This is a genomic window from Phytopseudomonas flavescens, from assembly GCF_900100535.1.
Classification (GTDB): Bacteria; Pseudomonadota; Gammaproteobacteria; order Pseudomonadales; family Pseudomonadaceae; genus Aquipseudomonas; species Aquipseudomonas flavescens.
On the sequence record NZ_FNDG01000004.1, the window covers coordinates 106,763 to 132,448 of the forward strand.

A 25,686-nucleotide genomic window follows, 5' to 3' on the forward strand; every position below is an offset into this window, starting at 1 on the left:
GCGCCGAGACGGCGCATTCGCATCCCCCTCCTGCGCCTCGCTCTGTCATCATTCACCGTCTGATTCTGCACACTCAGGAACCCCATCCATGTCGGCGCTGAACCCCGGTCTGATCGTGATCCATGGCAATCGCCTCGAGGAACTGAGGGCGTTGGCGGTGGAGTGGATGCGCATGTATCCGTTACGGCCGCTGGAGAACGAAGTGCTGCTGGTGCAGAGCAACGGCATCGCCCAGTGGCTCAAGCTGGCCCTGGCCGAGCAGGAGGGCTGCGGCATCGCCGCGGCCACGGATGTGAGCCTGCCGGCACGCTTTCTTTGGCAGGCGTACCGCAGCGTGCTGGGCAGCGAGGCGATTCCCCAGCAGTCGCCGCTGGACAAGGCACCGCTTACCTGGCGGCTGATGCGCCTGCTGCCGAGTCTGTTGGGCGAGCCCTGTTTCGCGCCGTTGCGGCGCTTTCTGGCGGACGATGCCGACCTGCGTAAACGCCATCAACTGGCCGAGCGCCTGGCCGATCTGTTCGACCAGTACCAGGTGTACCGCGCCGACTGGTTGGCGGACTGGGCCGAAGGGCGCGATCAGTTGCGCACGGCCCGCGGCGGTGTGCATGAGCTGGACGAAAGCGCGTTGTGGCAACCGCTGCTGTGGCGCACGTTGCTGGCGGATGTAGGCGATGAACACCTGGCCCAGAGCCGCGCGGGTGTGCATCCGCGCTTCGTCGCCAAACTGGCCGAGCTGGAGGCGCCGCCCCGTGGCCTGCCACGCCGGGTCACGGTGTTCGGCATCTCCTCGTTGCCGGCGCAGATGCTTGAGGCGCTGGCGGCCATGGCGCGCTTCAGCCAGGTGATGCTCTACGTGCAGAACCCGTCGCAGCACCACTGGGGCGATATCGTCGAAGACAAGGATCTGCTGCGCCACGCGTATCGCCGGCACAAGCGCAAGTCGGGCGGGCAGGCTGGGCAAGTCGGCCAATTGGGGCTGTTCGACGCGGTGGAGCTGCATCAGCATGGCCAGCCGCTGTTGGCATCCTGGGGCAAGCAGGGGCGCGACTACATCAACCTGCTCGATCAGTACGACGAGCCGCAGCGCTACCGCGAGCATTTCGAGCGCATCGACCTGTTCAGCACTACGGACGAGAGCACGCTGCTCGGCCAATTGCAGAGCGACATTCTCGACCTGCGCCCGGTAGAAGAGAGCCGCACGCATTGGCCCGCTGTCGATCCCGTACAGGATAATTCTCTGCGTTTTCAGGTCGCCCACAGCGCCCAGCGTGAGGTGGAGGTGCTGCACGATCATCTGCTCGCCGCCTTCAGCGCGGACCCGACGCTGCGCCCGCGGGACATCATCGTCATGGTGCCCGACGTGAACAGCTACGCGGCGCAGATTCGCGCGGTGTTCGGCCAGTTCGCCAGCGACGATCCGCGCTTCATTCCCTTCACCCTGGCGGACCAGGGGCTGCGCGGCAAGGAGCCGCTGGTGATCGCCCTGGAGCATCTGCTGCGTCTGCCGGACAGCCGCTTCAGCGTCAGCGAGATTCTCGACCTGCTGGACGTAGCCGCGGTGCGAGCCCGTTTCGCTATTCCCGAAGACCAGCTGTCGGTGTTGCGCCGCTGGCTGGAGGGCGCTGGTGTGCGCTGGGGGCTGGACGCCGAGCAGCGCGAAGGCCTTGGCCTGGGTGCCGGGCTGGAGCAGAACAGCTGGCGCTTCGGCCTGCGCCGCATGCTGCTCGGCTACGCCGTGGGCGGTGCCGGCGCGCGCGCGGGCATCGAGCCCTATGACGAGATCGGCGGCCTGGATGCCGCGCTGATCGGCCCGCTGACGCGCCTGCTGGACGTGCTGGAAACACATTGCGACAGCCTTGCCGAGACGCTGCTGCCGGTGACCTGGGGCGAGCGTTTGCGAGCGCTGCTGGACGACTTCTTCCTGCCCCAGGACGAGCGCGACGAAGTGCTGCGCAACCAGGCCCAGGATGCCCTGGAAAGCTGGCTGGAACTCTGCGACGCGGCCACGCTGGAAGAAGCCCTGCCGCTGGCCGTAGTCCGTGAAGCCTGGCTGGGCGGGCTCGACCAGGGTGGGCTCAGCCAGCGCTTCCTGGCGGGCGCGGTGAACGTTTGCACGCTGATGCCGATGCGCGCCATCCCGTTTCGTCACCTGTGCCTGCTGGGCATGAATGATGGCGACTACCCGCGCAGCCAGGCGCCGCTGGACTTCGACCTGATGGGCGGCGACTACCGCCCCGGCGACCGCTCGCGCCGTGAAGACGACCGCTACCTGCTGCTCGAAGCGCTGCTGGCGGTGCGCGAGCGCCTGTATATCAGTTGGGTAGGGCGCAGCATTCGCGACAACACCGAGCGACCGCCTTCGGTACTGGTCGGCCAGTTGCGCGACCATTTGGCCAGCGCCTGGCGCCTGGCCGATGGCGGCGATCTGCTCCACGCCCTGACCACCGAACACCCGCTGCAACCCTTCAGCCGCCGTTACTTTTCCGGCAGCGGGCCGCTGTTCAGCTATGTGCACGAGTGGGCTGCGTCGCACCGTGCACCGCTGGCTCAGCCCGCCGAACAGCCACTGGGTGCTTACCTGGCGGATGCCGCGCTCAATCTGGAAAAGCTGCAGCGCTTTCTGCGCGACCCGGTGAAGCACTTCTTCATCGTGCGCCTCAAGGTGCACCTGGACGAAACCGAGCAGGCCGAGCTGGATAGCGAACCCTTCGCCCTGGATGGCTTGCAGCGTCACCAGATCCAGCAGGAGCTGCTGCAGGCTGCAGCCCTGGCGCTGCAAGAGAACCAAGGTGTCGACGCGGCGCTGACGCGGGCCGCGCGGCGCATCCAGCGCAGCGGTCTGTTGCCGGTGGCGGGTTTCGGTGATCGTCTGCGCGCGCAACTGCTCGAACCGATGCCGGAGCAACTGCGCGGTTACCAAGCCCTGCTGGCGCGCTGGCCCGATCGTCTGCCGTCGCCGATTCGCCTGAGTTTCGCCCATGCCGGCCTGGAACTCGAAGACTGGCTCGGCGAACTGCGCAGTGCCGGCGACGCCCTGGCCCGCCTGGAGCTGCAAGCGGGTGGCCTGAAGCGCAAGGATCGTTCGCTGAAGTGGCACCGCCTGCTCAGGCCCTGGATCAGCCATGTGGTGGCCGCGGCCTGCGGGCATCCGCTCACCACCCTGCTGGTCGCCGAAGACGTGCGCCTGGCCTTCGAGCCGCTGGCTCGGGCCGAGGGCGAGCGCATCCTGCGTCAGTGGCTGCAAGCCTATGCCGAGGGCATGCAGGCACCGCTGCCGGTGGCGATCAGAACGGTCGCGGCCTGGTTCGCTCAGCTCGACAAGGACGAGGATGAGGACAAGGCGATAGACGCCGCGCGCAAGGTCTACGAAGGCGGCCACCTGGTCACCGGCGAAGTGCAGCAGAGCGCCAGCCTGGCTCGCCAGTACCCGGGCTTCGACGCCCTGCTGCACAACGGTCAGTTCGCCCACTGGGGCGCCGTGCTCTACAAATCATTGCTCGATGCAGACATTGCCGAACTCAAGGACGACCAGCCATGAGCCAGCCTACACGCCCCCTGGCGCTGCGTTTTCCGCTGCACGGCAGCCGCCTGATCGAGGCCAGCGCCGGTACCGGCAAGACTTACACCATCTCGGCGCTGTACCTGCGCCTGATCCTCCAGCATGGCGGTGAAGCCGCCTTTCGCGAGCCGCTGCTGCCGCCGCAGATTCTGGTGGTGACCTTCACCGACGCCGCCAGCCGGGAACTGCGTGACCGTATCCGTGCGCGCCTGGTGCAGGCGGCCACGGTGTTTCGCGGTGATGCCGAAGGCGACGTCCTGCTCACCACCCTGAAGGCCGACTTCGCCTCCACCCAATGGCCCGAGTGCGCCCGGCGCCTGGAGTTGGCCGCGCAGTGGATGGACGAGGCGGCGGTGTCGACCATTCACGGCTGGTGCCAGCGCATGCTGCGCGAGCACGCCTTCGACAGCGGCAGCCTGTTCAGCCAGACCCTGGAAACCGACCACAGTGAGCTGCTCGCCGAGGTGGTGCGCGACTACTGGCGCCAGCACTGCTATCCGCTGCAGGGCCTGGCCCTCGAATGGGTGGCGGAGCACTGGGGCGCGCCGGGTGAGCTGGGCCTGCGTATCCGCCCGTTGCTTGGCGAAGACCACGATGGCGCCGCCCTGGCGCTGGGCGATCTGCTGGATGGAACCTTGCAGGCGCGTCAGCGCGCGCTGATCGCCCTCAAGCAACCCTGGGCAGCCTGGGCCGACGAGTTGCAGGGCCTGCTCGAGCAGGCGGCAGCCGAGAAGCAGGTCGATGCCAGAAAGCTGCAGGCGCGTTTCTACGTGCCCTGGTTCGACAAGCTGCGCGCCTGGGCCCTGGGCGATGACGAAGCACTGGATATCGGCAACGGCTTCACTCGGTTGACCCCGGATGGCCTGGCCGAGGCCTGGAAGGTGGGGGCGCCGCCTGCGCATCCGGCACTGGATGCCATGGCCACGCTCAAGGCGCATCTCGACGGGCTGCCCGCACCGGGCGATGCCGCGCTGCGCCACGCCGCCGCCTGGATCCGCCAGCGCTTCGACCGCGAGAAACGTCAGCGCGCCGAGATGGGCTTCGATGACATGCTCAGCCGCCTGGACGACGCCCTGCAGGGTGACAGCGGCCCGCGCCTGGCCGAGGTGATTCGCCAGCAGTTCCCGGTGGCACTGATCGACGAATTCCAGGACACCGACCCGCTGCAATACCGCATTTTTGACACGCTCTACCAAGTTGAGGCCAATAGATCGGATTGTGGCCTGTTTATGATCGGCGACCCCAAGCAGGCCATCTATTCGTTTCGCGGCGCGGATATCCACACCTACCTGCGTGCACGCCGTGCCACCGCCGGGCGGCATTACAACCTGGACACCAACTTCCGCTCCAGCGAGCCCATGGTCGAGGCGGTCAACGGGCTGTTCCAGCTGGCCGAGTCACGCGAGGGCGGGCAGGGCGCCTTTCTGCTGCGCGACGACCTGCCGTTCATTGCGGTCGGCGCTCAGGGGCGCAAGGACGTCTGGACCGTCGAGGGCGAGGCGCAGCCGGCGCTCAACCTCTGGCAACTGCCCAGCGACGAGGCGGTTGCCAAGGGGCGTTATCTGGACGCCCTGGCCGGTAGCGCCGCGGCAGAAATCGTCCGCCTGCTGGTGCTTGGCCAGCAGCAGCGCGCCGGTTTTCTCAAGGGCGACGAGCTGACGGCCCTGCGGCCCAGCGACATCGCCGTGCTGGTGCGCGATTTCAAGGAAGCCCAGGCGATTCGTGGCGAGCTGGCCATGCGCGGCGTACGCAGCGTGTACCTGTCGGACAAGGACTCGGTGTTCGACACGGTGGAAGCCCATGACCTGCTGCTGTGGCTGCGCGCCTGCGCCGAGCCCGATCAGGATCGCCCGCTGCGTGCGGCATTGGCCAGTTCGACCCTGGGCCTGAGCCTGGCCGAGCTGGAACAGCTGAACCTCGACGAGCGCTTCTGGGAGGCGCGGGTCATGCAATTTCGTGGTTACCGCCAGCGCTGGCAGCGCCAGGGCGTGCTGCCGATGTTGCGCCAGTTGCTGCAGGATTTCGGCCTGCCACAGCGACTGATGAGCCGTCCTGACGGCGAACGAGTGCTGACCAACCTGCTGCACCTGGCCGAGTTGCTGCAGCTGGCCGCCGCCGAACTGGACGGCGAACTGGCGCTGATCCGTCATCTTGGCGAGTCCCTGGCCGGGCGCGGTCAGGCTGCCGAGGAGCAGGTGCTGCGCCTGGAAAGCGACGATGCGCTGGTGCGCGTGGTGACCATCCACAAATCCAAGGGCCTGGAATACCCGCTGGTGTTCCTGCCCTTCATCTGTTCATTCCGCCCGCTGGACGACAAGAAACCGCTGCAGGTCCACGACGGCGAGCGCCGCCGTCTGCTGCTCAAACCCGACGAGGCCAGCCTGGCCCAGGCCGAGCAGGAGCGTCTGGGCGAGGACCTGCGCCTGCTCTACGTGGCATTGACCCGGGCCCAGCACGCCTGCTGGCTGGGTATTGCGGACCTGAAGATCGGTACCGCCAAGACCTCGCGGCTGCACCAGTGCGCGCTCGGTTATCTGCTCGGTGGCGGGCAACCCCTGGCGCAGAGCGCGCAACTGAGCGACTGGCTGAGCCCGCTGGCCGATCCCCCCCGCTGCGTGGCGCTGCCGGCACCGGTTGCCAGTGAGCAGCAGTACCGTGCGCCGGATGCCAACGCCTTCGAGCCGCAGTGGCGCACGCCATCACGCCGTGCTGCCGAGCATTGGTGGATCGCCTCCTACAGTGCCTTGCGCATGGAGGAGGGCGAGGCCAGTACGGTGGAGCGCCACCCGTTGGATCGCCACGACGACGTGTCCCCGGACAGCTCGGCCGTGCAGATCGCCAGTGACGACGAGCGCCCGGCACTGGCGCTGGAGCAGATTCCGCTCTCCGCCCAGGGCCTGCACCGTTTTCCGCGCGGGTCGAACCCCGGCACCTTCCTCCATGGCCTGCTGGAAATCGCTGCGGCGGAAGGCTTCGCGGCCATGGCGGCGGCGCCGGACGTACTGCGTGAGCACCTGGCGCGGCGCTGCCAGCGACGTGGCCTGGCAACCTGGATCGAGCCGCTGTGGCTGTGGCTGCTGGGCCTGTTGGTGCAGCCCATGGCGCTGGGTAACGGCCAGTCGGTGAGCCTGGCGACCCTGGGCGAGTACCAGGCCGAGCTGGAGTTCTGGTTCGAGGCCCGGCGGGTCGACGTGCTGCGTCTGGATGCGCTGGTGCAACGCGCTGAAATGCCCGGCGTGGCGCGCCCGCGGCTGAGCCCGGATACCTTGAATGGCATGTTCAAGGGCTTTATCGACCTGGTGTTCGAGCATGATGGGCGTTACTACGTGGTCGACTACAAGTCCAACTGGCTGGGCGCCGACGAGCAGGCCTATACCGCTGACGCCATGAGCGCTGCCGTGGCCAGCCACCGCTACGACCTGCAGTACGTGCTCTACGTGTTGGCCCTGCATCGCCACTTGCGGCTGCGCCTGGCCGATTACGACTACGACCGGCACCTGGGCGGCGCCCTGTACCTGTTCCTGCGCGCACCGGGGGCCGGGCAGTACCTGGCGCGGCCGGAGCGGGCGCTGATCGAAAAACTGGACGCGCTGTTTCTCGGCGAGCCCGTAGAGGTGCTGGCATGACGCCGATGCTCGACAACCGTGAAGGTCTGTTCGCCCTGTTGGCCGCCTGGAGCGAGCGCGGCTGGCTGCGCGAGCTGGATCGTACCCTGGCGCATTTCTTCGCCGAGCTCGACCCCGAGGCATCGCCCTTGCTGCTGCTGGCAGCGGCGCTGGCCAGCCATCAACTGGGTCAGGGGCATGTGTGCCTCGACCTGCAGGCCACCCTGGCCGATGCGGATTCGGCGCTGTCGCTGCCGCCGGAAGGCGAGGATGCCGAGGGCGTCAGCCTGCTGCCTTCCGAGGTGCTGGCGGGTCTGAGCGCCGATGCCTGGCTGGCGGCCTGCGCGAACAGCGCGCTGCTGCAGGATGCCGAGGATGAGGTCGCGCCGCTGGTACTACGCGGCACCTGCCTGTATCTGCGCCGTTACTGGGATTACGAGCGCAGCGTCGCCGGGGATATTGGCGAGCGCTTGCAGGCCCCGGCGGATGCGCCGGCCGATCTCGCTCAGCGCCTGGCGGTGCTGTTTCCCGAGCCCCTGGAACTGGGTGGTCAGCGCCTCACCGACTGGCAGAAACTGGCCTGCGCCCTGGCGGCGCGGGGGCGCTTCACGCTGATCACCGGCGGCCCCGGCACGGGCAAGACCACCACCGTGGTACGCCTGCTGGCGCTGCTGCAGGCGGCCGCGCTGGATCAGGGCGCGCCGTTGCGCCTGAGCCTGGCGGCGCCTACCGGCAAGGCGGCGGCGCGGCTGACCGAGTCCATCGGTGCGCAGGTGGCGACGCTGCCCGTCAGCGAAACGGTGCGCGAGCAGATCCCCAAGACGGTCACCACCCTGCACCGTCTGTTGGGCAGCCGGCCGGACAGTCGGCACTTCCGTCATCACGCCGCCAACCCGTTGCCGCTGGATGTGCTGGTGGTCGACGAAGCCTCGATGATCGACCTGGAAATGATGGCCAATCTGCTCGATGCGCTGCCGATGCATGCGCGGCTGATCCTGCTTGGCGACAAAGACCAACTGGCCTCGGTGGAGGCGGGGGCGGTGCTCGGCGATTTGTGCCGTGATGCCGAGGCGGGCGGTTACAGCCAGGCCACCGGCGAGTGGCTGGCGCGGCAGACTGGCGAGCGGATTGACGATGTGCAATTGCAGGCGGGAGAGCGGGCGCTGTCGCAGCACATCGTCATGCTCCGCCATTCCCGGCGCTTCGCCGGGGGCTCCGGTATCGGGCGTCTGGCCCTGGCGGTGAATCGCGGTGCAGCCATGGAGGCTCGCGAGGTGCTCGCCGCCGCTGGCGCGGACCTGTACCAACTGCGTCTGGCGGGTGAGCAGGACCGCGCTTTCGAACGCTTGCTGCTCGATGGTTTGCCAGGCGGCGAGCAACGCCCGGTGGGTTATGCCGACTACCTGAGCGTTCTCCGTGAGCAGCGCCCTGGTCTGTCCGACGGTGAGGAGCGCTGGGATGCCTGGGCCGCCAGCGTGCTGGCGGCGTTCGATCGTTTTCAACTGCTGTGTGCGGTACGCAAGGGCCCCTGGGGCGTCGAGGCGCTCAACGGGCGCATCGCCCATGCGCTGTTGCAGCGCGGGCTGATCGAACAGGAGCATGGCTGGTATGAAGGCCGGCCGGTTTTGGTCACGCGCAACGACTATGGCCTCGGCTTGATGAATGGCGATATTGGCATCGCCCTGCGCTTGCCCGAGCCGGCACTGGAGGCGGGTGGCCCATTGCGCTCGGCGCTGCGTGTGGTGTTCCCGCGCAACGACGGTTCGGGCAGCCTGCGCTCGATCCTGCCCAGCCGCCTCGGCGCCGTGGAAACCGTGTTCGCCATGACCGTGCACAAATCCCAGGGCTCGGAGTTCGCCCATTGCGCCCTGGTGTTGCCGGATAACCTCAACCCGGTGCTGACCAAGGAGCTGGTCTACACCGGCATCACCCGCGCCCGGGATTGCTTCAGCCTCATCGAAAGCCGCGCCGGCGTATTCGAAACCGCCATCGGGCGCCGCGTCGAACGCCGCAGCGGGTTATGGGAGCGGTTGGCTGCAGAGTAGCCGTAGATACCGTCTTGCCCATTACCTCGCAAGGGCTAATTCGGTATCCATTGAGTAGGGTGGACGACGCTTTATCCGTCCACCACTCGGTAACCTTGGTGGTGGATGAAAACAGCGCCATCCACCCTACATGGATGAGCACAGCCAAGGGTGGATAGGTTGGGCGGCGCAGGTAAAGCATGATCCACCCTGCGAAGCCGGACGATCCAAGATTCGGTAGCCCGTGGTTGAGCGTAGCGATACCCGGGAGTGCCTTGCGAATGCTGCCCTGGGTATCGCTGCGCTCAACGCCAGGCTACGTTGTTGTCCTCGGCTGATCAGCAATCCTCACTAGCCAGTCACTCTGCGCAGGCGCAGCCCGGCGATCAGGCCGATAAAGCAGAACACAGCGAACAGCCAGCCGGAGGCGGCGCCGGCCATGATGCCGGAGAGCAGGGTGCCGACGGTGCAGCCGAGTGCGAGCATGCCGCCCAGACCGAGCAGTATGCCCCCGACCAAGTTGCGCAGCGCTTCCCGGGCGCCTGGCCAGCGCGGTGTGCAATCGCCGGCGAGCAGGGCGCTGGCCCAGGCGGCGAGGACGAGACCGAGAATGAACAGGCCATTGTTCGACATCAGGGTTTCTTTCACCACCGTGGCGCAGCCGGAAAAACCGTCCAGGCCTTCCAGGCGTTCGGGCAGCCAGCCCAGGCCATTGGCGGCGGTGCGCGACAGGCTGCCGAGCTCGGCGGTGACGCCCAGCGGACCGACGCGCAGGTAGGCCGCCAGCGCCAGTGTGCCGATGAGGATGCCGCCAACCCAGGTTGGCCAGCGTGCGCCGAACAGCAGCTCACGCAGGCCATCGTGCGCTTGCCGGGGGGCCTGATCCTTGCGGTAGCGCAGCAGCAGATGCGCCAGGCCGCCAAGCAGCGCCAGTTGCAGCAGCAACGAGCCGCCATAACCGAGTTGAGCCGGCAGCCAGATCACCGGCGCCTCCTGAATGCTCGCCAGGTACAGGGTGTTCCAGCTCAGAAAGCCTAAAAAGAAACCCACCAGTGCACCGAGCAGTGCCAGCACCGAAGCCAGGGCGCCTTCGCCCAATCGGTACAGGTGGGCGCTGATGCACGACCCGGAAATTGCCATGCCCAGGCCGAACAGGGTGGCGCCCAGCGCCAGAACCCAGCTAAGTGGGCCGATATGCGCATCCGGCGGTAGACGGCCACTGGCAGGATCCGGCAGGAAAGCGCCGAAGGCTGCGTGATAGCCCAGGGTGCCGACCGCCAGGGCGGCGAGAATGCCGAGCAGCCCGCGCGGGTCACGGTGTTCGATGAAATCGCGACTGACGCAGAAGAAGCAAAAGCGCGAACGCTGCAGCAGTACGCCGAACAGGCCGCCTGCCAGCAGCGAAAAGCTCAGGGCTCGCCCTTCGTTGCTCGGCGTGGCCAGCAACCAGGCGGCTATGGCCAGGGCGAACAGAATCAGGGTGGCGCTGCTGGTGCGCAAGATGGGCATGGAAGGTCGCTCCATTGACGGTTGTCCGTTGGGTGCAATCGGGCAGGTAATGATCGCGGCAGATCCGGGGTATCGCTTCGCTCAACGCCGGGCTACGGGATCCGTCGAGGACGCCCATGAAAAATCGCCGGGAGCGATTTTTAACGTCGCTTGCGACGGCCTGCAGGGTGGCCTCCAGGGATGGCAGGCCATAAAAAAGGGGCGGACGCCATGCCTGGCGCGTCCGCCCCGTCAAAGGGTGTCTGTCGAGGGTTACTTGCCGCCCCAGACCGTGCCGGCGACGTTGACCACGGGTACGCCGACGGCATTGCCGTATTCGGTCCAGGAGCCGTCGTAGTTGCGTACGTCGTAGCCGAGGATTTTCTTCAAGGCGAACCAGGTGTGGCTGGAGCGCTCACCGATACGGCAGTAAGTGATGATCGGCTTGCTGCCGTCGATGCCCACGGCTGCGTAAACTTTCTTCAGCTCTTCGGCGGATTTGAAGGTGCCGTCGGCGGCGACTGCCTGGCCCCACGGAACGTTGACGGCGCCCGGTACGTGGCCAGCGCGCACGGCCAGTTCCTGAACGCCCTGAGGCGCGAAGACCTTACCGTTGTATTCGTCGGCGGAACGGATATCCACCAGTTGCGCGTCGCTGCGTTTTTCCGCGGCGGCCAGTACGTCCGGCAGGAAGGCGCGCAGCTCCTTGTTGGCAGCCTTGAGGTTGACGTTGCCATTGCCCGGGCTGCTGGCGCGGTTGCTCAGGGTGCGTTTTTCCGCTTCCCATTTGACCCGCCCGCCATCGAGCAGCTTCACGTTTTCCACGCCGTAGACATCGAACACCCAGGCGCCCCAGGCGGCGAACCAGTTGTTGTTGTCGCCATAGAGAATGGTGGTGGTGTCGTTCGAAACGCCGGATTTGCGCAGCAGGTTCTGCAGGTCTTCCTGGCTGGCGATGTCACGTTTCACCGGATCGACCAGGTCACTGTGCCAGGCCAGGTTGACCGCGCCGGGAATGTGGCCGCGCTCATACACGCCAGGCACCACGCTGACTTCGATGATGCGTACTTTGGGATTGTCGAGGTTCTTCTCCAGCCAGTCGGTGCTGACCAGAAACTCGCTAGCCGCCCAGGTGGGCGCTGACAGCAGGCTGGCGACGGCGATCACGCCTGCGCCGAACAGGGAACGAATGTGCATGTGAGGCTCCTTTTCATCTGATGCGATAGGCGTTGTTGGGGCGGTGTCGTGGCAGTTTTTACTGTGGCCTGCCATCGCTGGCCGCCACCCTGCGAGCCGTCGGCGGAGCCAACGTCAAGAATCGCTCCCGGCGATTTTTTGATCGTCATGGCCCTTCTCCCTGTGATGCGCTCTGGCGTCAGCGCTGCTCTGGCGCCCAGGTGGCGACGTCCACGGCATTCACCGGTGCGGGCAGCAGGCCTTCCTTGTAGAAGGCGTCGGCGATCTTCTGCTGCTCGTTCAGGCTGCCCGGCAGTACTGCGCGAACCTGATAGCTGCGACGTGCGTTGGCTTTCTCGACGATGGCCGGGTCCAGATTTCCCCATAGCGGGCCGAGCAGTTCGGCGGCCTCACGAGGGTTGCTGCGTACCCAGTCGCCGGTCTTTTCCAGTTCGGCGAATACGCTTTCCAGCACCTTGGGGTTGGCTTTGGCGAAGCGGGTGCTGGTCAGGTAATAGCGCTGGTAGTCGGCTAGGCCCTCGCCATCGGCAAGGGTGCGGGTCGGCAGTTGCTGCTGGGCACCGCTGAGGAAGGGTTCCCAGGTCACCCAGGCATCCACGCGCCGGTTCTCGAAGGCGGCGCGGCCGTCGGCGGGTGTCAGGTAGGCGGGCTGGATATCGCTGAACCTGAGGCCGGCCTTGGCCAGTGCGGCGATCAGCAGGTAATGGCTACCAGCGGCTTTGGTGACGGCGATTCGCTTGCCCTTGAGGTCGGCCAGGGTCTTGATCGGCGAGTCTTCGCGAACGATCACCGCCTGGGCGCCCGGCGAAGGAGCTTCCTGGGCGAAGTAGGTAAGCTCGGCGCCCGCTGCCTGGGCGAATACCGGCACGGTATCGGCGACGTCCGCGGACAGGTCGATATTGCCGACGTTCAGTGATTCCAGCAGCGGCTGGCCACTGGGGAATTCGTGCCAGCTGATGGTCACGTCCTGATCGGCCAGCACCTTCTCCAGCGTGCCTTGGCTTTTCAGGATGCTGATCAGGGTCGAAGACTTCTGGTAGCCGATACGCAGGTTTTCAGCGTGGGCCTGGGGCAGGGCGAGCAGCAGGCTGGCGGCGATCAGCATGGGGCGCAGCAGTGACATGGTAAGCCTCATCTATGGCGTGGCCAGCCATGGATGAGGCGGGTCACGGGACGTTCTGGGTTCAGCAGGGTGTCCGGTGATCCGGTAGAGGCAAACTAGGCGATCTAAAAAATACGAGGCCAATAATTTAAAGGAATTAGCTTAGATGGAATCGCAGGCAGGCCGACGCGCCAGTATCCACGCCGTCCTAAAAGCCTTGAGCTGACGCGATGCCGGTATACCAGGGGGAACGTAAAGACGGCATAGCGTGGCGTTTCAGTAGTTGTAAGTAAGCATTTCAGGGCACCTGTACACCGGCAGCGTCGAGCATCTCGACCAGACGAATCAGGGGCAGGCCGATCAGGCTGTTGACGTCATCACCCTCGGTGCTGCGGAACAGGCTGATGCCCAGGCCTTCGGCCTTGAAGCTGCCAGCGCAGTCGTAAGGTTCTTCTGCTTTCAGATAGCGCTCTATCTGCTCCGCGCTCAGGGTGCGAAAATGCACCGTATAAGGAACGCAGTCGACCTGGCAGGAGCCGTTGCGGCTGTCGAGCAGCGCGAGGCCGGTAAGAAAGCTGACGCTCCTGCCGCTTGCCGCACTGAGTTGTGCGTGGGCGCGCTGGTAATCGTGGGGTTTGCCGAGTATCTGCCCATCGAGCACGGCGACCTGGTCGGAGCCGATGATCAGGTGCGAAGCGAAACGCCCGGCCAGCGCCTGGGCTTTCTCCTCGGCCAGACGGCGTACCAGCGCTTCGGCGCATTCGCCGGCCTGGCGAGACTCGTCGATGCTCGGTGCAGCCCACTGGAAGGGCTGGCGCAGACGGCTGAGCAGCTCGCGGCGGTAAGGGGAACTGGAGGCGAGAACCAGGGTTGACATCGGCATTGACCTCGAGCGTTGTGGGCAGCGGATTCTAGCTGTCGGCAAAGGGGCTGGACAGGCGGAATTTCCTTTGACAGCGCACGGCCGCATCCATAGAATGCGGCGCCTATGTCAAATGGCCCGATTCCACCTCACGTTGATCCACGCAAACTCGCCGATCGTGGTGCCACCCTTCAGGGTGAGTTGCCGCTAGCCGATTTGTCGAGGCTCTGCGACCCTCTTGCCGATAACGGCGGCAACGTGCGCGCGAAGTTTTCCTTCGAGCGTGACGAGCGCCATGCTGTGGTCATACACAGCCAGCTAGAGGTCGAAGTCAAGATGGTTTGCCAGCGTTGTCTGGATCAGGTCACCCTGCCGATCCTCAGCGAGTGTGATTACGCTGTGGTGAAGGAAGGCGCGAATACCCAGTCCGTGCCGCAAGGCTATGACGTACTGGAAATGGGTGAAGATCCTCTGGATCTGCTGGCATTGGTCGAGGATGAGCTGTTGCTCGCCTTGCCCATCGTGCCGGTTCATGACCCGAAAGATTGCCAGCAGCCGGCGGGCCTCAATGAGCCCGAATCGAGCGAGGACGGGGTGACGCGGTCCAACCCGTTCAGTGTATTGGCACAGTTAAAGCGTGACCCAAACGTTTAGGAGTTTACTAGTATGGCTGTTCAGCAGAACAAAAAATCCCGTTCCGCCCGTGACATGCGTCGTTCGCACGATGCGCTCGAGGGTAACGCTCTGTCCGTAGAGAAGAGCACCGGTGAAGTTCACCTGCGCCACCATGTATCGCCGGAAGGTGTTTACCGTGGTCGCAAAGTGATCGACAAGGGCGCTGACGAGTAAATCTTGTCCGCTCCGATCATCGCGATCGATGCAATGGGTGGGGACTTCGGTCCCCACTGCATTGTTCCGGCCAGCGTCGCCTGTCTGGCTGAGTTCCCCTCGCTACACCTGGTCCTCGTTGGCCAAGCATCCCTTATCGAAACCTTGATCGCTGGTATTCCCGGTGTCGATCACTCGCGCCTGCAAATCGAGCATGCTGCCGAGTCCATCGACATGGGCGAGCGTCCAGGCCAGGCCCTGCGCGGCAAGCCGGACTCCTCCATGCGTGTGGCGCTCGAAATGGTGCGGGACGGGCGAGCCGATGCTTGCGTGAGTGCCGGTAACACCGGGGCGCTGATGGCCCTGTCGCGGCATGTGCTGAAAACCCTGCCGGGCATCGACCGGCCAGCGATGATCGCGGCCATCCCGAGCCGCAATGGTACCTGCCATCTGCTGGATTTGGGGGCCAACGTCGACTGCACGGCTGAACACCTGTGCCAGTTCGCGATCATGGGGGCGGTGGCTGCCGAGGTGCAGGGTGTGGTGTCGCCGCGTGTTGCTCTGCTGAATGTCGGCAGCGAGCAAACCAAGGGCAATCAGCAGGTCAAACAGGCCGCTGCGCTGCTCGAAAGGGTCGAGGGACTCAACTATGTCGGCTTCGTCGAGGGGGATGGGCTGTATCGCGGCGGCGCCGACGTGCTGGTGTGCGATGGCTTCGTCGGCAACGTTCTGTTGAAGTCCAGTGAAGGGCTGGTGATCATGATGGTGTCGCGGTTCGAAGCGCTGTTTCGCAGTACGCTGCTGGGTCGCGTGGCGGGTCTGCTGGCATTGCCGCTGCTGCGCCGGCTGCGTGGCGAGCTAGCGCCTGCGCGGCACAATGGCGCGAGCTTTCTCGGCTTGCAGGGCATCGTGGTGAAGAGCCATGGCAGTGCCGGGCCGGATGGTATAAAGAGCGCCATTCGCCGGGCGATGACCGATGTGCAGGAACGTTTGCCACGGCGACTGAGCGGTCGCATTCAGGACTTGATTCGCAATATGTGACCACTTGCGATGGCGAACCATCCAAAATGTCAGTTTTCGAGCGCTTGCCAAGGGTAAGCGTTAATTTTCGACGAGAAGATCACTAGGGGAACCGTTCCATGTCTGCATCCCTCGCATTCGTCTTTCCAGGTCAGGGCTCGCAAGCCCTGGCCATGCTGGCCGCACATGGCGCAGAGCACGCCCTGATCCTCGACACCTTTGGCGAGGCGTCGAGTGCCCTGGGTTATGACCTGTGGGCATTGACTCAGCAAGGCCCGGAAGAGCAGCTCAACCAGACCGACAAGACCCAGCCTGCCATTCTGGCTGCCTCCATCGCCCTGTGGCGTCTGTGGTTGGCCGAAGGCGGTGCGGGCCCGGCATTCGTCGCCGGGCACAGCCTGGGTGAGTACAGCGCGCTGGTCGCTGCCGGCTCTATCGGCTTCGCCGAAGCGGTGAAGCTGGTCGAGCTGCGTGGCCAACTGATGCAGCAGGCCGTACCGGCCGGGCAGGGCGGCATGGCAGCGATCCTCGGCCTGGAAGATGCCGACGTGCAGGCCGCCTGCGCCGAGGCGGCCCAGGGCGAAGTGGTCAGTGCGGTGAACTACAACGCACCCGGCCAGGTGGTCATCGCCGGTTCCGCCGCTGCGGTGGCTCGTGCTGTCGAGGCCTGCAAGGCCCGTGGCGCCAAGCGCGCGCTGCCGCTGCCGGTCAGCGTGCCGTCACATTGCGAGCTGATGCGCCCGGCTGCCGAGCGCTTCGCCGAATCCGTCGCCGCCATTGCCTGGCAAGCGCCGCAGATCCCGCTGGTGCAGAACGTCAGTGCCGCGGTGGTAGCTGATCTGGATACCCTCAAGCGCGACCTGCTGGCTCAGTTGTACAGCCCGGTACGCTGGGTCGAGTCGATGGTTCGCCTCGGCGAGCAGGGTGTGACTGATCTGCTCGAATGTGGCCCGGGCAAAGTGCTCTCGGGCCTGAACAAGCGTTGTGTCAAGGGCGTCAACACGCACAACCTCGACACCCCCGAGGCCTTTGCCGCTGCGCGCGCCGCACTGGCCTGAACAAGGAGAATGCTATGAGTCTGCAAGGTAAGGTTGCACTGGTCACTGGCGCGAGCCGCGGCATTGGCCAGGCGATTGCCCTGGAGCTGGGTCGTCAGGGTGCCGTGGTCATCGGTACCGCTACGTCCGAGGCAGGTGCCGAGCGCATCGCCGCCACCCTCAAGGAAAACGCTGTCGAAGGTACCGGGCTGATGCTCGACGTGAGCAACGACGAATCCGTCGCGGCCACCCTGGAAAAGATCCAGAAGGATTTCGGCCAGGTGCTGGTGCTGGTCAACAATGCCGGTATCACCCGTGACAACCTGATGCTGCGCATGAAAGACGACGAGTGGTACGACGTCATCGATACCAACCTCAACAGCCTCTATCGTCTGTCGAAGGCGGTGCTGCGCGGCATGACCAAGGCGCGTTTCGGGCGTATCATCAACATCGGTTCGGTGGTGGGGGCCATGGGCAACGCCGGCCAGGTGAATTATGCAGCGGCCAAGGCTGGCCTCGAGGGGTTCGGTCGTGCGCTGGCCCGTGAGGTCGGTTCACGCTCGATCACCGTGAATGCGGTGGCGCCGGGTTTCATCGATACCGATATGACCCGTGAATTGCCGGAAGCACAGCGCGAGATGTTGCTCGCACAGATTCCGCTGGGCCGTCTGGGGCAGGCGCAGGAGATCGCTAACGTGGTTTCTTTCCTTGCCTCCGATGGCGCAGCCTACGTCACGGGGGCTACCATCCCTGTGAACGGTGGGATGTACATGAGCTGAATACAGGCGCTGCCATCGGCGAACGTCTTCGATTCAACGCAGACTTGGTGGTGAACTGCCGGTTTGCAAACGAGATCGTCGGCGCATTTCCGTGGGCGCCATCGGCTTTCAGCTTGAAAAGCTGAAAACCCTTTCTATACACTTGCCGGCACAACCAGCTGGCTGGATTTGTCCAATAGGAGTGACAACACGTGAGCACCATCGAAGAACGCGTCAAGAAAATCGTTGCCGAGCAACTGGGCGTGAAGGAAGAAGAAGTAACCAACAGCGCTTCCTTCGTTGAAGACCTGGGTGCCGACTCGCTTGACACCGTTGAGCTGGTGATGGCTCTCGAAGAAGAATTCGAGACCGAGATCCCGGACGAACAAGCCGAGAAGATCACCACTGTTCAGGAAGCCATCGACTACGTTACTGCGCACGCGCAATAAGCAGTTCGTCGCTTCCCGAATCGGAAAAGCCGCACGTCTGCAAAGGCGTGCGGCTTTTCTTTGACGGGTCACCGTAAAAAAGCAAGAAAAGCGCCGACGGCGTCTTTCCGCTCGGGTACAACACCCTGAGCCAATCGCCGGATGACAATTTGCCTGGGCAAAGGCTTGCCAGGTGCATCGAGGCGTCGAAAAACCTGAATAAGAGGAGATTGCTGTGTCGCGTAGACGCGTCGTGGTTACCGGTATGGGCATGTTGTCGCCACTGGGTAACGATGTGCCGAGCAGCTGGCAGGGCATTCTGGCCGGCCGCAGTGGCATCGGCCTGATCGAACACACGGATCTTTCTGCCTTTTCCACCCGCTTTGGTGGTTCGGTGAAGAATTTCGATGTCGAGCCCTACCTGTCCGCCAAAGAGGCGCGCAAGCTCGACCTGTTCATCCAGTACGGCCTGGCGGCCAGCTTCCAGGCGGCGCGAGATGCCGGCCTGGAAATCACCGACGCCAATCGTGACCGTATCGGTGTGGCCATGGGCTCCGGCATCGGCGGCCTGACCAACATCGAGAACAACTGTAAGTCGTTGCATGAGCAAGGGCCGCGGCGTATTTCACCGTTCTTCGTGCCGGGCTCGATCATCAACATGATTTCCGGTTTCCTGTCGATCCACCTGGGTCTGCAGGGCCCCAACTACGCCATCGCCACTGCCTGTACCACGGGTACCCACTGCATTGGCATGGCGGCGCGCAACATCGCCTATGGCGAGGCCGACGTGATGATCGCCGGTGGCGCCGAGATGGCTGCCTGTGGTCTGGGCATGGGCGGCTTCGGAGCAGCTCGCGCACTGTCCACCCGCAACGACGAGCCGACCAAAGCCAGCCGTCCGTGGGACAAGGGCCGTGACGGTTTCGTGCTGTCCGACGGTGCCGGTGCACTGGTGCTCGAGGAACTCGAGCACGCCAAGGCCCGTGGCGCGACCATCTACGCCGAACTGATCGGTTTCGGTATGAGTGGCGATGCCTTCCACATGACCTCGCCACCCGAGGACGGTGCCGGTGCCGCCCGCTGCATGGCAAATGCCCTGCGTGATGCCGGCATCCAGCCATCGGACGTGCAATACATCAACGCCCACGGCACTTCCACCTCAGCGGGCGACAAGGCCGAAGTGGCCGCGATCAAGACGGTATTTGGCGATCACGCTCACGCCCTGGCGGTCAGCTCGACCAAGTCGATGACCGGCCACCTGCTGGGGGCAGCGGGCGCAGTGGAGGCGATCTTCAGCGTGCTGGCGATACGTGATCAGGTTGCACCGCCAACCATCAACCTGGACGAGCCGGACGAAGGCTGTGACCTGGACTTCGTGCCCCACGAAGCGCGCAAGATGCCGATCGAGGTGGCGCTGTCCAACTCCTTCGGGTTCGGTGGTACCAATGGCTCGCTGGTATTCCGCCGGTACGCCGATTGATGCTCGCCTGGGTCGATGGCCGGCAGGCCACGTCGCTGTCCCTCGTGGATCGCGGCCTGGCCTACGGGGACGGCCTGTTCGAGACCATGGCGGTGCAGGGCGGTCGTGCGCTGCTGCTCGAGCGCCATCTGGCACGGCTTATCGCGGGCTGTACGCGGCTGCGTATCGATCTGGATGCGGATCGCTTGCGCAGCGAACTGTCCGCCTTCTGTGTCGAGCTGGGGCAGGGCGTTGCCAAGCTGATCGTCACCCGCGGTGACGGCCAGCGGGGGTATGCCCCATCTGCCGGAGCACCGCGACACATTCTTCAGGCCGGCGCCATGCCGGCTTATCCGCCGCAGCATGGCGAAAGCGGTATCCGCCTGTTCCCCTGTGAGACCCGCCTGGCCGAGCAACCGCTGCTGGCCGGTCTCAAACACCTCAACCGCCTGGAACAGGTACTGGCCCGCGCCGAATGGCAGGACGCCGAGCATGCCGAAGGTCTGGTGCGCGATGTGTCCGGGCGGGTGGTCGAGGGCGTGTTCAGCAACCTGTTCCTGGTGCGTGATGGTGTGCTCTCGACCCCTGAGCTGAGTCGCTGCGGCGTGGCCGGGGTGATGCGTGCCGAGCTGCTGGAGCAGGCGCAAGCCCTGGGTATCATCTGCCAGGTGCGTGATATCGAGTGGGACGAGCTGCTGGCCGCGGATGAAGTCTTTCTCTGCAACAGCCTGTACGGGGTGTGGCCGGTACGTGAGTTGCAGGAGCGTCACTGGTCGGTCGGGCCGCTCACCCGTAAACTGCAGGCTGTTGCCCGTCATCTACTGGACTGTTGATTCGTGATTCGCAAATTACTGCTGGTGCTGGAAATTGCCGTGGTGCTCGCCGGCCTTACCCTGGGCTTCGTGGCCTGGCAACAGCACCGCGCCCTCGAACAGCCGCTGGCGCTGGGTGAAGAGCGCCTGATCGACGTGCCTGTCGGGGCCACGCCGGGCGGCGTGCTCAACCGCCTGGAGGCGGATGGTGTGATCGATGGTGCGTTGTGGTTGCGCCTGTACTGGCGCTTCAATTTGCAGGGCCAGCCGCTGCACAGCGGCGAGTACCGCCTGACCCCCGACCTGCGGGCCCGCGACCTGCTCGACCTGTGGCGGCGCGGCGAGGTGGTGCAATACAGCCTGACCCTGGTCGAAGGCTGGAGTTTTCGTCAGGTGCGGGCTGCTCTGGCGCGTCAGGACAAGCTGGAACTGACCCTCAGCGAGCTGAGCGACGCCGACCTCATGGCCAGGCTTGGCGAGCCTGGGCTCAATCCGGAAGGGCGTTTCTTCCCCGATACCTACCGTTATGTGCGCGGCATGAGCGATGTGGATCTGCTCAAGCAGGCTCGCAAGCGTCTGCAGGTGGTGCTCGACGAAGAATGGGCGAAGCGCGCCGAGCCCCTGCCTTACAAGGATTCCTACGAGGCGCTGATCATGGCCTCGATGATCGAGAAGGAAACCGGCGTGCCCGAGGAGCGTGGCGAGATCGCTGGTGTATTCGTGCGCCGACTGGCCGCCGGCATGCGCCTGCAGACCGACCCGACGGTGATTTTCGGCCTCGGCGAGCGTTATCAGGGGCGTATCACCCGCGCCCACCTGCGTGAACCGACCCCCTATAACACCTACACCATCGACGGCATGCCGCCCACGCCCATCGCCCTGGTCGGTCGTGAGGCGATCCATGCGGCGCTGCACCCGGTGCCCGGCAAGACCCTGTACTTCGTCGCCCGCGGTGATGGCAGCCATGTGTTTTCGGAAACCCTCGACGCGCACAACAATGCCGTGCGCGAGTACCAGTTGAAACGCCGGGCGGACTACCGCTCCAGCCCGGCGCCCATCCCCCGCAACAGCGATAAGGACAACCAGTGAGCGGCTTGTTTATCACCCTGGAAGGCCCTGAGGGCGCCGGCAAGAGCACTAATCGGGACTACTTGGCGGCGTTGTTGCGCGAACAGGGGATCGACGTACTGCTGACCCGCGAACCCGGTGGTACGCCGCTGGCCGAGCGCGTGCGCGAGCTGCTCCTGGCACCGAGTGACGAACCCATGGCCAGCGATACCGAGCTGTTGCTGGTGTTCGCGGCGCGCGCCCAGCATCTGGCACGGGTGATCGTACCGGCACTGCAGCGTGGTGCGGTGGTGCTGTGTGACCGCTTTACCGATGCCACGTACGCCTATCAGGGCGGTGGCCGTGGCCTGGATATGCAGCGCATCGCCCAGCTGGAGCATTTCGTTCAGGGTGCGCTGCGTCCGGACCTGACCCTGGTGTTCGATCTGCCGGTCGAGGTCGGCCTGGCGCGCGCGGCTGCCCGTGGTCGCCTGGATCGGTTCGAGCAGGAAGGTCGCGATTTCTTCGAAGCGGTACGTAGCACCTACCTGCAACGAGCCAATGCCGAGCCGGCCCGTTATCGCATCCTCGATGCCGCCCAGTCGCTCGAGGCCGTGCAGCGTGATCTCGAGGCGCTGCTGCCACAGTTGTTGGAGCTGCAGCGTGGCTGATGTCTATCCCTGGCAGGCGGCGCTCTGGCAGCAACTGGCCGGGCGCACGCAGCATGCCCATGCCTACCTGCTGCATGGCCCTGCCGGCATAGGCAAGCGAGCGCTGGCCGAGCGTCTGATGGCGCTGTTGCTGTGCAAGTCGCCAGTGGCGCAGCAGGCCTGCGGGCAGTGCAAGTCGTGCCATCTGCTGGCAGCCGGCAGCCACCCTGACAACTACGTGCTCGAGCCGGAGGAGGCCGACAAGCCGATCAAGGTCGATCAGGTGCGGGCGCTGGTCAATTTCGTGGTGCAGACGGCGCAACTGGGCGGGCGCAAGGTGATTCTCCTCGAGCCCACCGAGGCGATGAACCTGAACGCTGCCAATGCCCTGCTCAAGAGCCTGGAGGAGCCTTCGGGCGACACCGTGCTGCTGTTGATCAGCCATCAGCCGAGTCGTCTGCTGCCGACCATCAAGAGCCGTTGCGTGCAGCAGGCCTGCCCGCTGCCCAGCGAGGCGGTGAGTTTGCAGTGGCTGAGCGAGGCGCTGCCGGGCAATTCCGAGCAGGAGATCCGCGAATTGCTGTACCTGGCGGCGGGCTCACCGCTGGCGGCGGTCAGGCTGCAGGCGCAAGGTGTGCGCGAGCAGCGTGCGCTGGTCGCCGAGGGCGTGAAGAAGCTGCACAAGCAGCAGATTTCAGCCAGCCAACTGGCCGAGAGCTGGAACACCGTACCCTTGCCACTGCTGTTCGACTGGTTCTGCGACTGGGCGCATTTGATCTTGCGTTATCAGTTGACGTGCGATGAGCAGAGCCTTGGCCCGACGGACATGGGCAAGGTCGTGCAGTACCTGGCCCAGAAGGCGGCGCAGGGCAAAGTGCTGCACATGCAGGAGTGGTTGTTGCAGCAGCGGCAGAAAGTGCTGGGCAAGGCCAATCTCAACCGTGTGCTGCTTCTCGAAGCCCTGCTGGTGCAGTGGGCAAGCCTGCCTGGACCGGGATAGAATCGATGCCACGCCACGACATCAGGAATCATGCATGAGCTTGCCACCGAATCTGGGGCCCCGTAATGGCATCCTGTCCCTGACCATCAAGGACAAGTCCGTGCTTTATGCCGCCTACATGCCCTTCATCAAGAACGGCGGCCTGTTCATCCCCACGAACAAGAGCTACAAGCTTGGCGATGAAGTGTTCATGCTCCTCAACCTGATGGACGAACCGGAAAAGATCCCGGTTGCCGGCAAGGTGGTGTGGATAACCCCCAAGGGCGCCCAGGGCAATCGCGCCGCTGGCGTGGGCGTGCAGTTCAACGAGGGTGACAATACCGCCCGCAACAAGATCGAGACTTACCTGGCCGGCGCCCTCAAGTCCGATCGCCCCACCCATACGATGTAAGCGCTGCGAACTACCCGCTGCAGGCGACGAGTTACCTGCGACTCACCTGCGGCTCGGGGCGTGCCGCTCGAGACTTTATCCCATGCTTATAGATTCCCACTGCCACCTCGATCGCCTCGAGCTGGCCGCCCGCGGCGGTTCGCTGGACGAAGCGCTGGCTGCCGCGCGCGCTCGCGGTGTCGGCCATTTCCTGTGCATTGGCGTGAGTGCCGACAACGCCGCCACCGTACGCGAGCTGGCGCAGCGCTACGCCGACGTCGACTGCTCCGTCGGCATCCACCCGCTCGATCTCGAACCTGGCAGCGCCCCGGCGCTGGACTGGCTGCTCACCGAGCTGGATCACCCTGGCGTTGTCGCCATCGGCGAAACCGGCCTGGACTATCACTACGAGCCGGAAGCCGCCGAGCTGCAACAGGAGGCTTTCCGCCTGCATCTGCAGGCTGCGCAGATCACCGGCAAGCCGGTGATCGTGCATACCCGCGAAGCCCGTGCCGACACCCTGGCGCTGCTGCGCGAAGCGGCGCTGCCCCAGGGCGGCGTGCTGCACTGCTTCACCGAGGACTGGGAGATGGCCAGGGCGGCGCTGGATATCGGTTTCTATATTTCCCTGTCCGGCATCGTCACCTTCCGCAACGCCGATGCGCTGCGCGAGGTCGCTCGCCATGTGCCGGCCGATCGCCTGCTGGTAGAGACCGATTCGCCGTACCTGGCGCCCATCCCGCACCGTGGCAAGCCCAACCTGCCGGAGTACGTGCGTGATGTCGCCGAGTATCTGGCCGTGCTGCGTGGCGTCAGCTACGAAGAGCTGGCGCGGCAGACGGGCGAGAACTTCAAGCGCCTGTTCCCGCTGGCCCGGGTGGCCTGAACCGCCGTCACCGGGATTGCGCGCAAAAAATCGCCCGGAGCGATTTCTGACGTCGCGCAGCGACGGCCCGAAGGGTGGCCGCCATGGACGGCAGGCTACAAAAAATCGCCCGGAGCGATTTTTGACGTCGCGCAGCGACGGCCCGAAGGGTGGCCGCCATGGACGGCAGGCCACAAAAAAAACCCGGTTTCGCGCAGAAGCCGGGTCAAGACCTTTAGGAGTCAAGCGAAGTGCGCGGTCCTCGGCACTCCGGCCGCTGCGACACTTGGGGGGGATGCCGCACCGGTATCTGAAGTATTGGCCATGTGCGGCAGACGTCCATCTCCGGCGTTAAACGGATTTGGAATATTTTTCCCATCGTTGAGTGCTATTCGCTGGCGAGGCCCCACAGCAGTTTCAGGGTGTGATCGATGACCCGTGACTCGGTGTAGAAATGCGGTGACAGGCGAATGCCGCCGCCACGCTGGGCGCAGATCACCTGCTCGCCCTTGAGGCGCTCGTGCAGGGTGCGATTGTCCCAGCCCGTCAGGGAGAACGTCAGGATACCGGCGCGCTTCTCGCGCTCGATGACGCTGCGCAACTGCACACCGGGGATGTCCCGCAGGCCATCGAGCAGCCACTGCACGCGCTCGTGCACCGCCTGTTCGACCTGGGGCATGCCCACCTCTTCGAGCAGCGACAGGCTCGCTTCCAGTGCCATGGCGCCGAGCATGTTGGGGCTGCCGCATTCGAAGCGTCTGGCACTGCGCGCCGGTTGCCAGTCGTCACGGTCGTAGTCGCCGGCGTGCTCGAGCATGTGCCAGCCGTATTCGTGCAGGGTCAACTGCTCGCGCAGATCCTGACGGCAATAGAACACGCCCAGGCCTTCAGGGCCAAGCAACCACTTGTGGCCGTCGGCCATGGCAAAGGCGCAGCCGTTGCTTTGCACATCCATGCTCATGGCACCCAGCTGCTGGATGGCATCGACGCATAGCAGAACGCCGCGCCGCTCGCAGCCCGCCCCCAGGCGTTGCAGATCCAGGCGCAAACCGCTGGCGTACTGCACTGCACTGATGGCCATCAGGCGGGTGCGCGGCGTACAGGCGGCGAGCAGGGCGCTTTCGGCATCGCCGTCTTGCAGGTCGACCTGGACGACTTCAACGCCCTGCGGGCGCAGTGCTTCCCAGACGATGCGGTTGGATGGGAACTCCTCGGTGCTGATGATGACTTGGTCACCGTCGCGCCAGTCCAGGCCGAAGGCCACGAACGACAGGGCTTCCGACGTGTTCTTGAGCAGCGCGATGTCGGCTCGCGAGGGGGCATTGAGCAGTCGCGCCAGGCGCTCGCGCAGGCGCCGTTCTGTTTCCAGCCATTGCGGATAATCACGGGCGCCGGTGGTGATGTTCTCGCGAGCGAAGCGTTCTACGGCCCGTGCGGTGCGTGCCGGCCAGGGGGCGACTGCAGCGTGGTTCAGGTAGTAGAGATCGGCCGGTTGGGGAAACTCGTCGATGATGGCATTCATGAGCGCGTGATCCGTGCAATTTGGCGTTAGTTAGGCATAATACCGGACTTGAA

At 65.0% G+C, this 25,686-nt stretch carries 21 protein-coding genes; 16 read left to right on the forward strand and 5 right to left on the reverse strand.

Going from position 1 to position 25,686, the window contains the following annotated elements:
* The first annotated feature begins 88 nt into the window (after window positions 1-88).
* Genes recC through recD form a run of 3 tightly spaced genes read left to right on the forward strand, consistent with a single transcriptional unit; the run spans window position 89 to window position 9,209 of the window.
* Window positions 89-3,538 (forward strand): exodeoxyribonuclease V subunit gamma, encoded by a 3,450-nt coding sequence (gene recC / locus BLR94_RS06565; RefSeq protein WP_084303964.1) that lies wholly within the window; start codon window positions 89-91, stop codon window positions 3,536-3,538.
* Window positions 3,535-7,185 carry an exodeoxyribonuclease V subunit beta gene (gene recB / locus BLR94_RS06570; protein WP_084303965.1) on the forward strand — a complete coding sequence of 1,217 codons (3,651 nt, stop codon included), beginning with the start codon at window positions 3,535-3,537 and terminating at the stop codon, window positions 7,183-7,185. Before recC ends, recB begins: the two co-directional genes overlap by 4 nt.
* Window positions 7,182-9,209: an exodeoxyribonuclease V subunit alpha gene (recD, locus tag BLR94_RS06575; RefSeq protein WP_084303966.1), complete on the forward strand. Its 2,028-nt coding sequence runs from the start codon at window positions 7,182-7,184 to the stop codon at window positions 9,207-9,209. The genes recB and recD overlap by 4 nt, the downstream gene beginning before the upstream one ends.
* 330 nt (window positions 9,210-9,539) lie before the next feature.
* On the opposite strand, the gene BLR94_RS06580 is transcribed toward recD, so the two are convergent.
* From BLR94_RS06580 to BLR94_RS06595, 4 genes are all read right to left on the reverse strand, one after another.
* Window positions 9,540-10,697, reverse strand: a complete 1,158-nt coding sequence (locus tag BLR94_RS06580; protein WP_244158105.1) for a YeeE/YedE family protein — start codon at window positions 10,695-10,697, stop codon at window positions 9,540-9,542.
* A gap of 252 nt (window positions 10,698-10,949) precedes the next feature.
* Window positions 10,950-11,873: a sulfurtransferase gene (locus BLR94_RS06585; protein ID WP_084303968.1), complete on the reverse strand. Its 924-nt coding sequence runs from the start codon at window positions 11,871-11,873 to the stop codon at window positions 10,950-10,952.
* Between the two features lie 178 nt (window positions 11,874-12,051).
* Entirely contained in the window at window positions 12,052-12,996 is a 945-nt protein-coding gene (locus BLR94_RS06590) for an aliphatic sulfonate ABC transporter substrate-binding protein (RefSeq protein ID WP_420492669.1), read from the reverse strand.
* A 277-nt stretch (window positions 12,997-13,273) separates the two neighbouring features.
* The gene (locus tag BLR94_RS06595; protein ID WP_084304182.1) at window positions 13,274-13,852 is read right to left on the reverse strand and encodes a Maf family protein; all 579 of its coding nucleotides are present in this window, start codon (window positions 13,850-13,852) and stop codon (window positions 13,274-13,276) included.
* 111 nt (window positions 13,853-13,963) lie between these two features.
* Between BLR94_RS06595 and BLR94_RS06600 the strand changes: the two genes are divergently transcribed.
* From BLR94_RS06600 to BLR94_RS06660, 13 genes are all read left to right on the forward strand, one after another.
* On the forward strand, window positions 13,964-14,491 hold the full coding sequence (locus tag BLR94_RS06600) for a YceD family protein (RefSeq protein ID WP_084303970.1): 528 nt from the start codon (window positions 13,964-13,966) through the stop codon (window positions 14,489-14,491).
* A 12-nt stretch (window positions 14,492-14,503) separates the two neighbouring features.
* Complete coding sequence (rpmF, locus tag BLR94_RS06605; RefSeq protein WP_025167420.1) at window positions 14,504-14,686, forward strand: 50S ribosomal protein L32; 183 nt, start codon at window positions 14,504-14,506, stop codon at window positions 14,684-14,686.
* A gap of 3 nt (window positions 14,687-14,689) precedes the next feature.
* On the forward strand, window positions 14,690-15,706 hold the full coding sequence (gene plsX, locus BLR94_RS06610) for a phosphate acyltransferase PlsX (RefSeq protein WP_084303971.1): 1,017 nt from the start codon (window positions 14,690-14,692) through the stop codon (window positions 15,704-15,706).
* A gap of 98 nt (window positions 15,707-15,804) precedes the next feature.
* Window positions 15,805-16,743: an ACP S-malonyltransferase gene (fabD, locus tag BLR94_RS06615; protein WP_084303972.1), complete on the forward strand. Its 939-nt coding sequence runs from the start codon at window positions 15,805-15,807 to the stop codon at window positions 16,741-16,743.
* A 14-nt stretch (window positions 16,744-16,757) separates the two neighbouring features.
* On the forward strand, window positions 16,758-17,501 hold the full coding sequence (fabG, locus tag BLR94_RS06620) for a 3-oxoacyl-ACP reductase FabG (RefSeq protein ID WP_084303973.1): 744 nt from the start codon (window positions 16,758-16,760) through the stop codon (window positions 17,499-17,501).
* A gap of 191 nt (window positions 17,502-17,692) precedes the next feature.
* Complete coding sequence (gene acpP, locus BLR94_RS06625) at window positions 17,693-17,929, forward strand: acyl carrier protein (protein ID WP_003245177.1); 237 nt, start codon at window positions 17,693-17,695, stop codon at window positions 17,927-17,929.
* A gap of 214 nt (window positions 17,930-18,143) precedes the next feature.
* Entirely contained in the window at window positions 18,144-19,388 is a 1,245-nt protein-coding gene (fabF, locus tag BLR94_RS06630; RefSeq protein ID WP_084303974.1) for a beta-ketoacyl-ACP synthase II, read from the forward strand.
* A complete protein-coding gene (gene pabC / locus BLR94_RS06635) occupies window positions 19,388-20,200 on the forward strand; it encodes an aminodeoxychorismate lyase (RefSeq protein ID WP_084303975.1) in 813 nt (270 codons plus the stop codon). Before fabF ends, pabC begins: the two co-directional genes overlap by 1 nt.
* A gap of 3 nt (window positions 20,201-20,203) precedes the next feature.
* On the forward strand, window positions 20,204-21,268 hold the full coding sequence (mltG, locus tag BLR94_RS06640; protein WP_084303976.1) for an endolytic transglycosylase MltG: 1,065 nt from the start codon (window positions 20,204-20,206) through the stop codon (window positions 21,266-21,268).
* On the forward strand, window positions 21,265-21,897 hold the full coding sequence (gene tmk, locus BLR94_RS06645; RefSeq protein WP_084303977.1) for a dTMP kinase: 633 nt from the start codon (window positions 21,265-21,267) through the stop codon (window positions 21,895-21,897). The genes mltG and tmk overlap by 4 nt, the downstream gene beginning before the upstream one ends.
* Window positions 21,890-22,876 carry a DNA polymerase III subunit delta' gene (locus BLR94_RS06650; RefSeq protein WP_084303978.1) on the forward strand — a complete coding sequence of 329 codons (987 nt, stop codon included), beginning with the start codon at window positions 21,890-21,892 and terminating at the stop codon, window positions 22,874-22,876. The genes tmk and BLR94_RS06650 overlap by 8 nt, the downstream gene beginning before the upstream one ends.
* 34 nt (window positions 22,877-22,910) lie before the next feature.
* On the forward strand, window positions 22,911-23,267 hold the full coding sequence (locus BLR94_RS06655; RefSeq protein ID WP_042556691.1) for a PilZ domain-containing protein: 357 nt from the start codon (window positions 22,911-22,913) through the stop codon (window positions 23,265-23,267).
* A gap of 82 nt (window positions 23,268-23,349) precedes the next feature.
* Window positions 23,350-24,132 carry a TatD family hydrolase gene (locus tag BLR94_RS06660; RefSeq protein ID WP_084303979.1) on the forward strand — a complete coding sequence of 261 codons (783 nt, stop codon included), beginning with the start codon at window positions 23,350-23,352 and terminating at the stop codon, window positions 24,130-24,132.
* Window positions 24,133-24,499: 367 nt separating this feature from the next.
* On the opposite strand, the gene BLR94_RS06665 is transcribed toward BLR94_RS06660, so the two are convergent.
* Window positions 24,500-25,633 (reverse strand): aminotransferase class V-fold PLP-dependent enzyme, encoded by a 1,134-nt coding sequence (locus BLR94_RS06665; protein ID WP_084303980.1) that lies wholly within the window; start codon window positions 25,631-25,633, stop codon window positions 24,500-24,502.
* Between the last annotated feature and the right edge of the window lie 53 nt (window positions 25,634-25,686).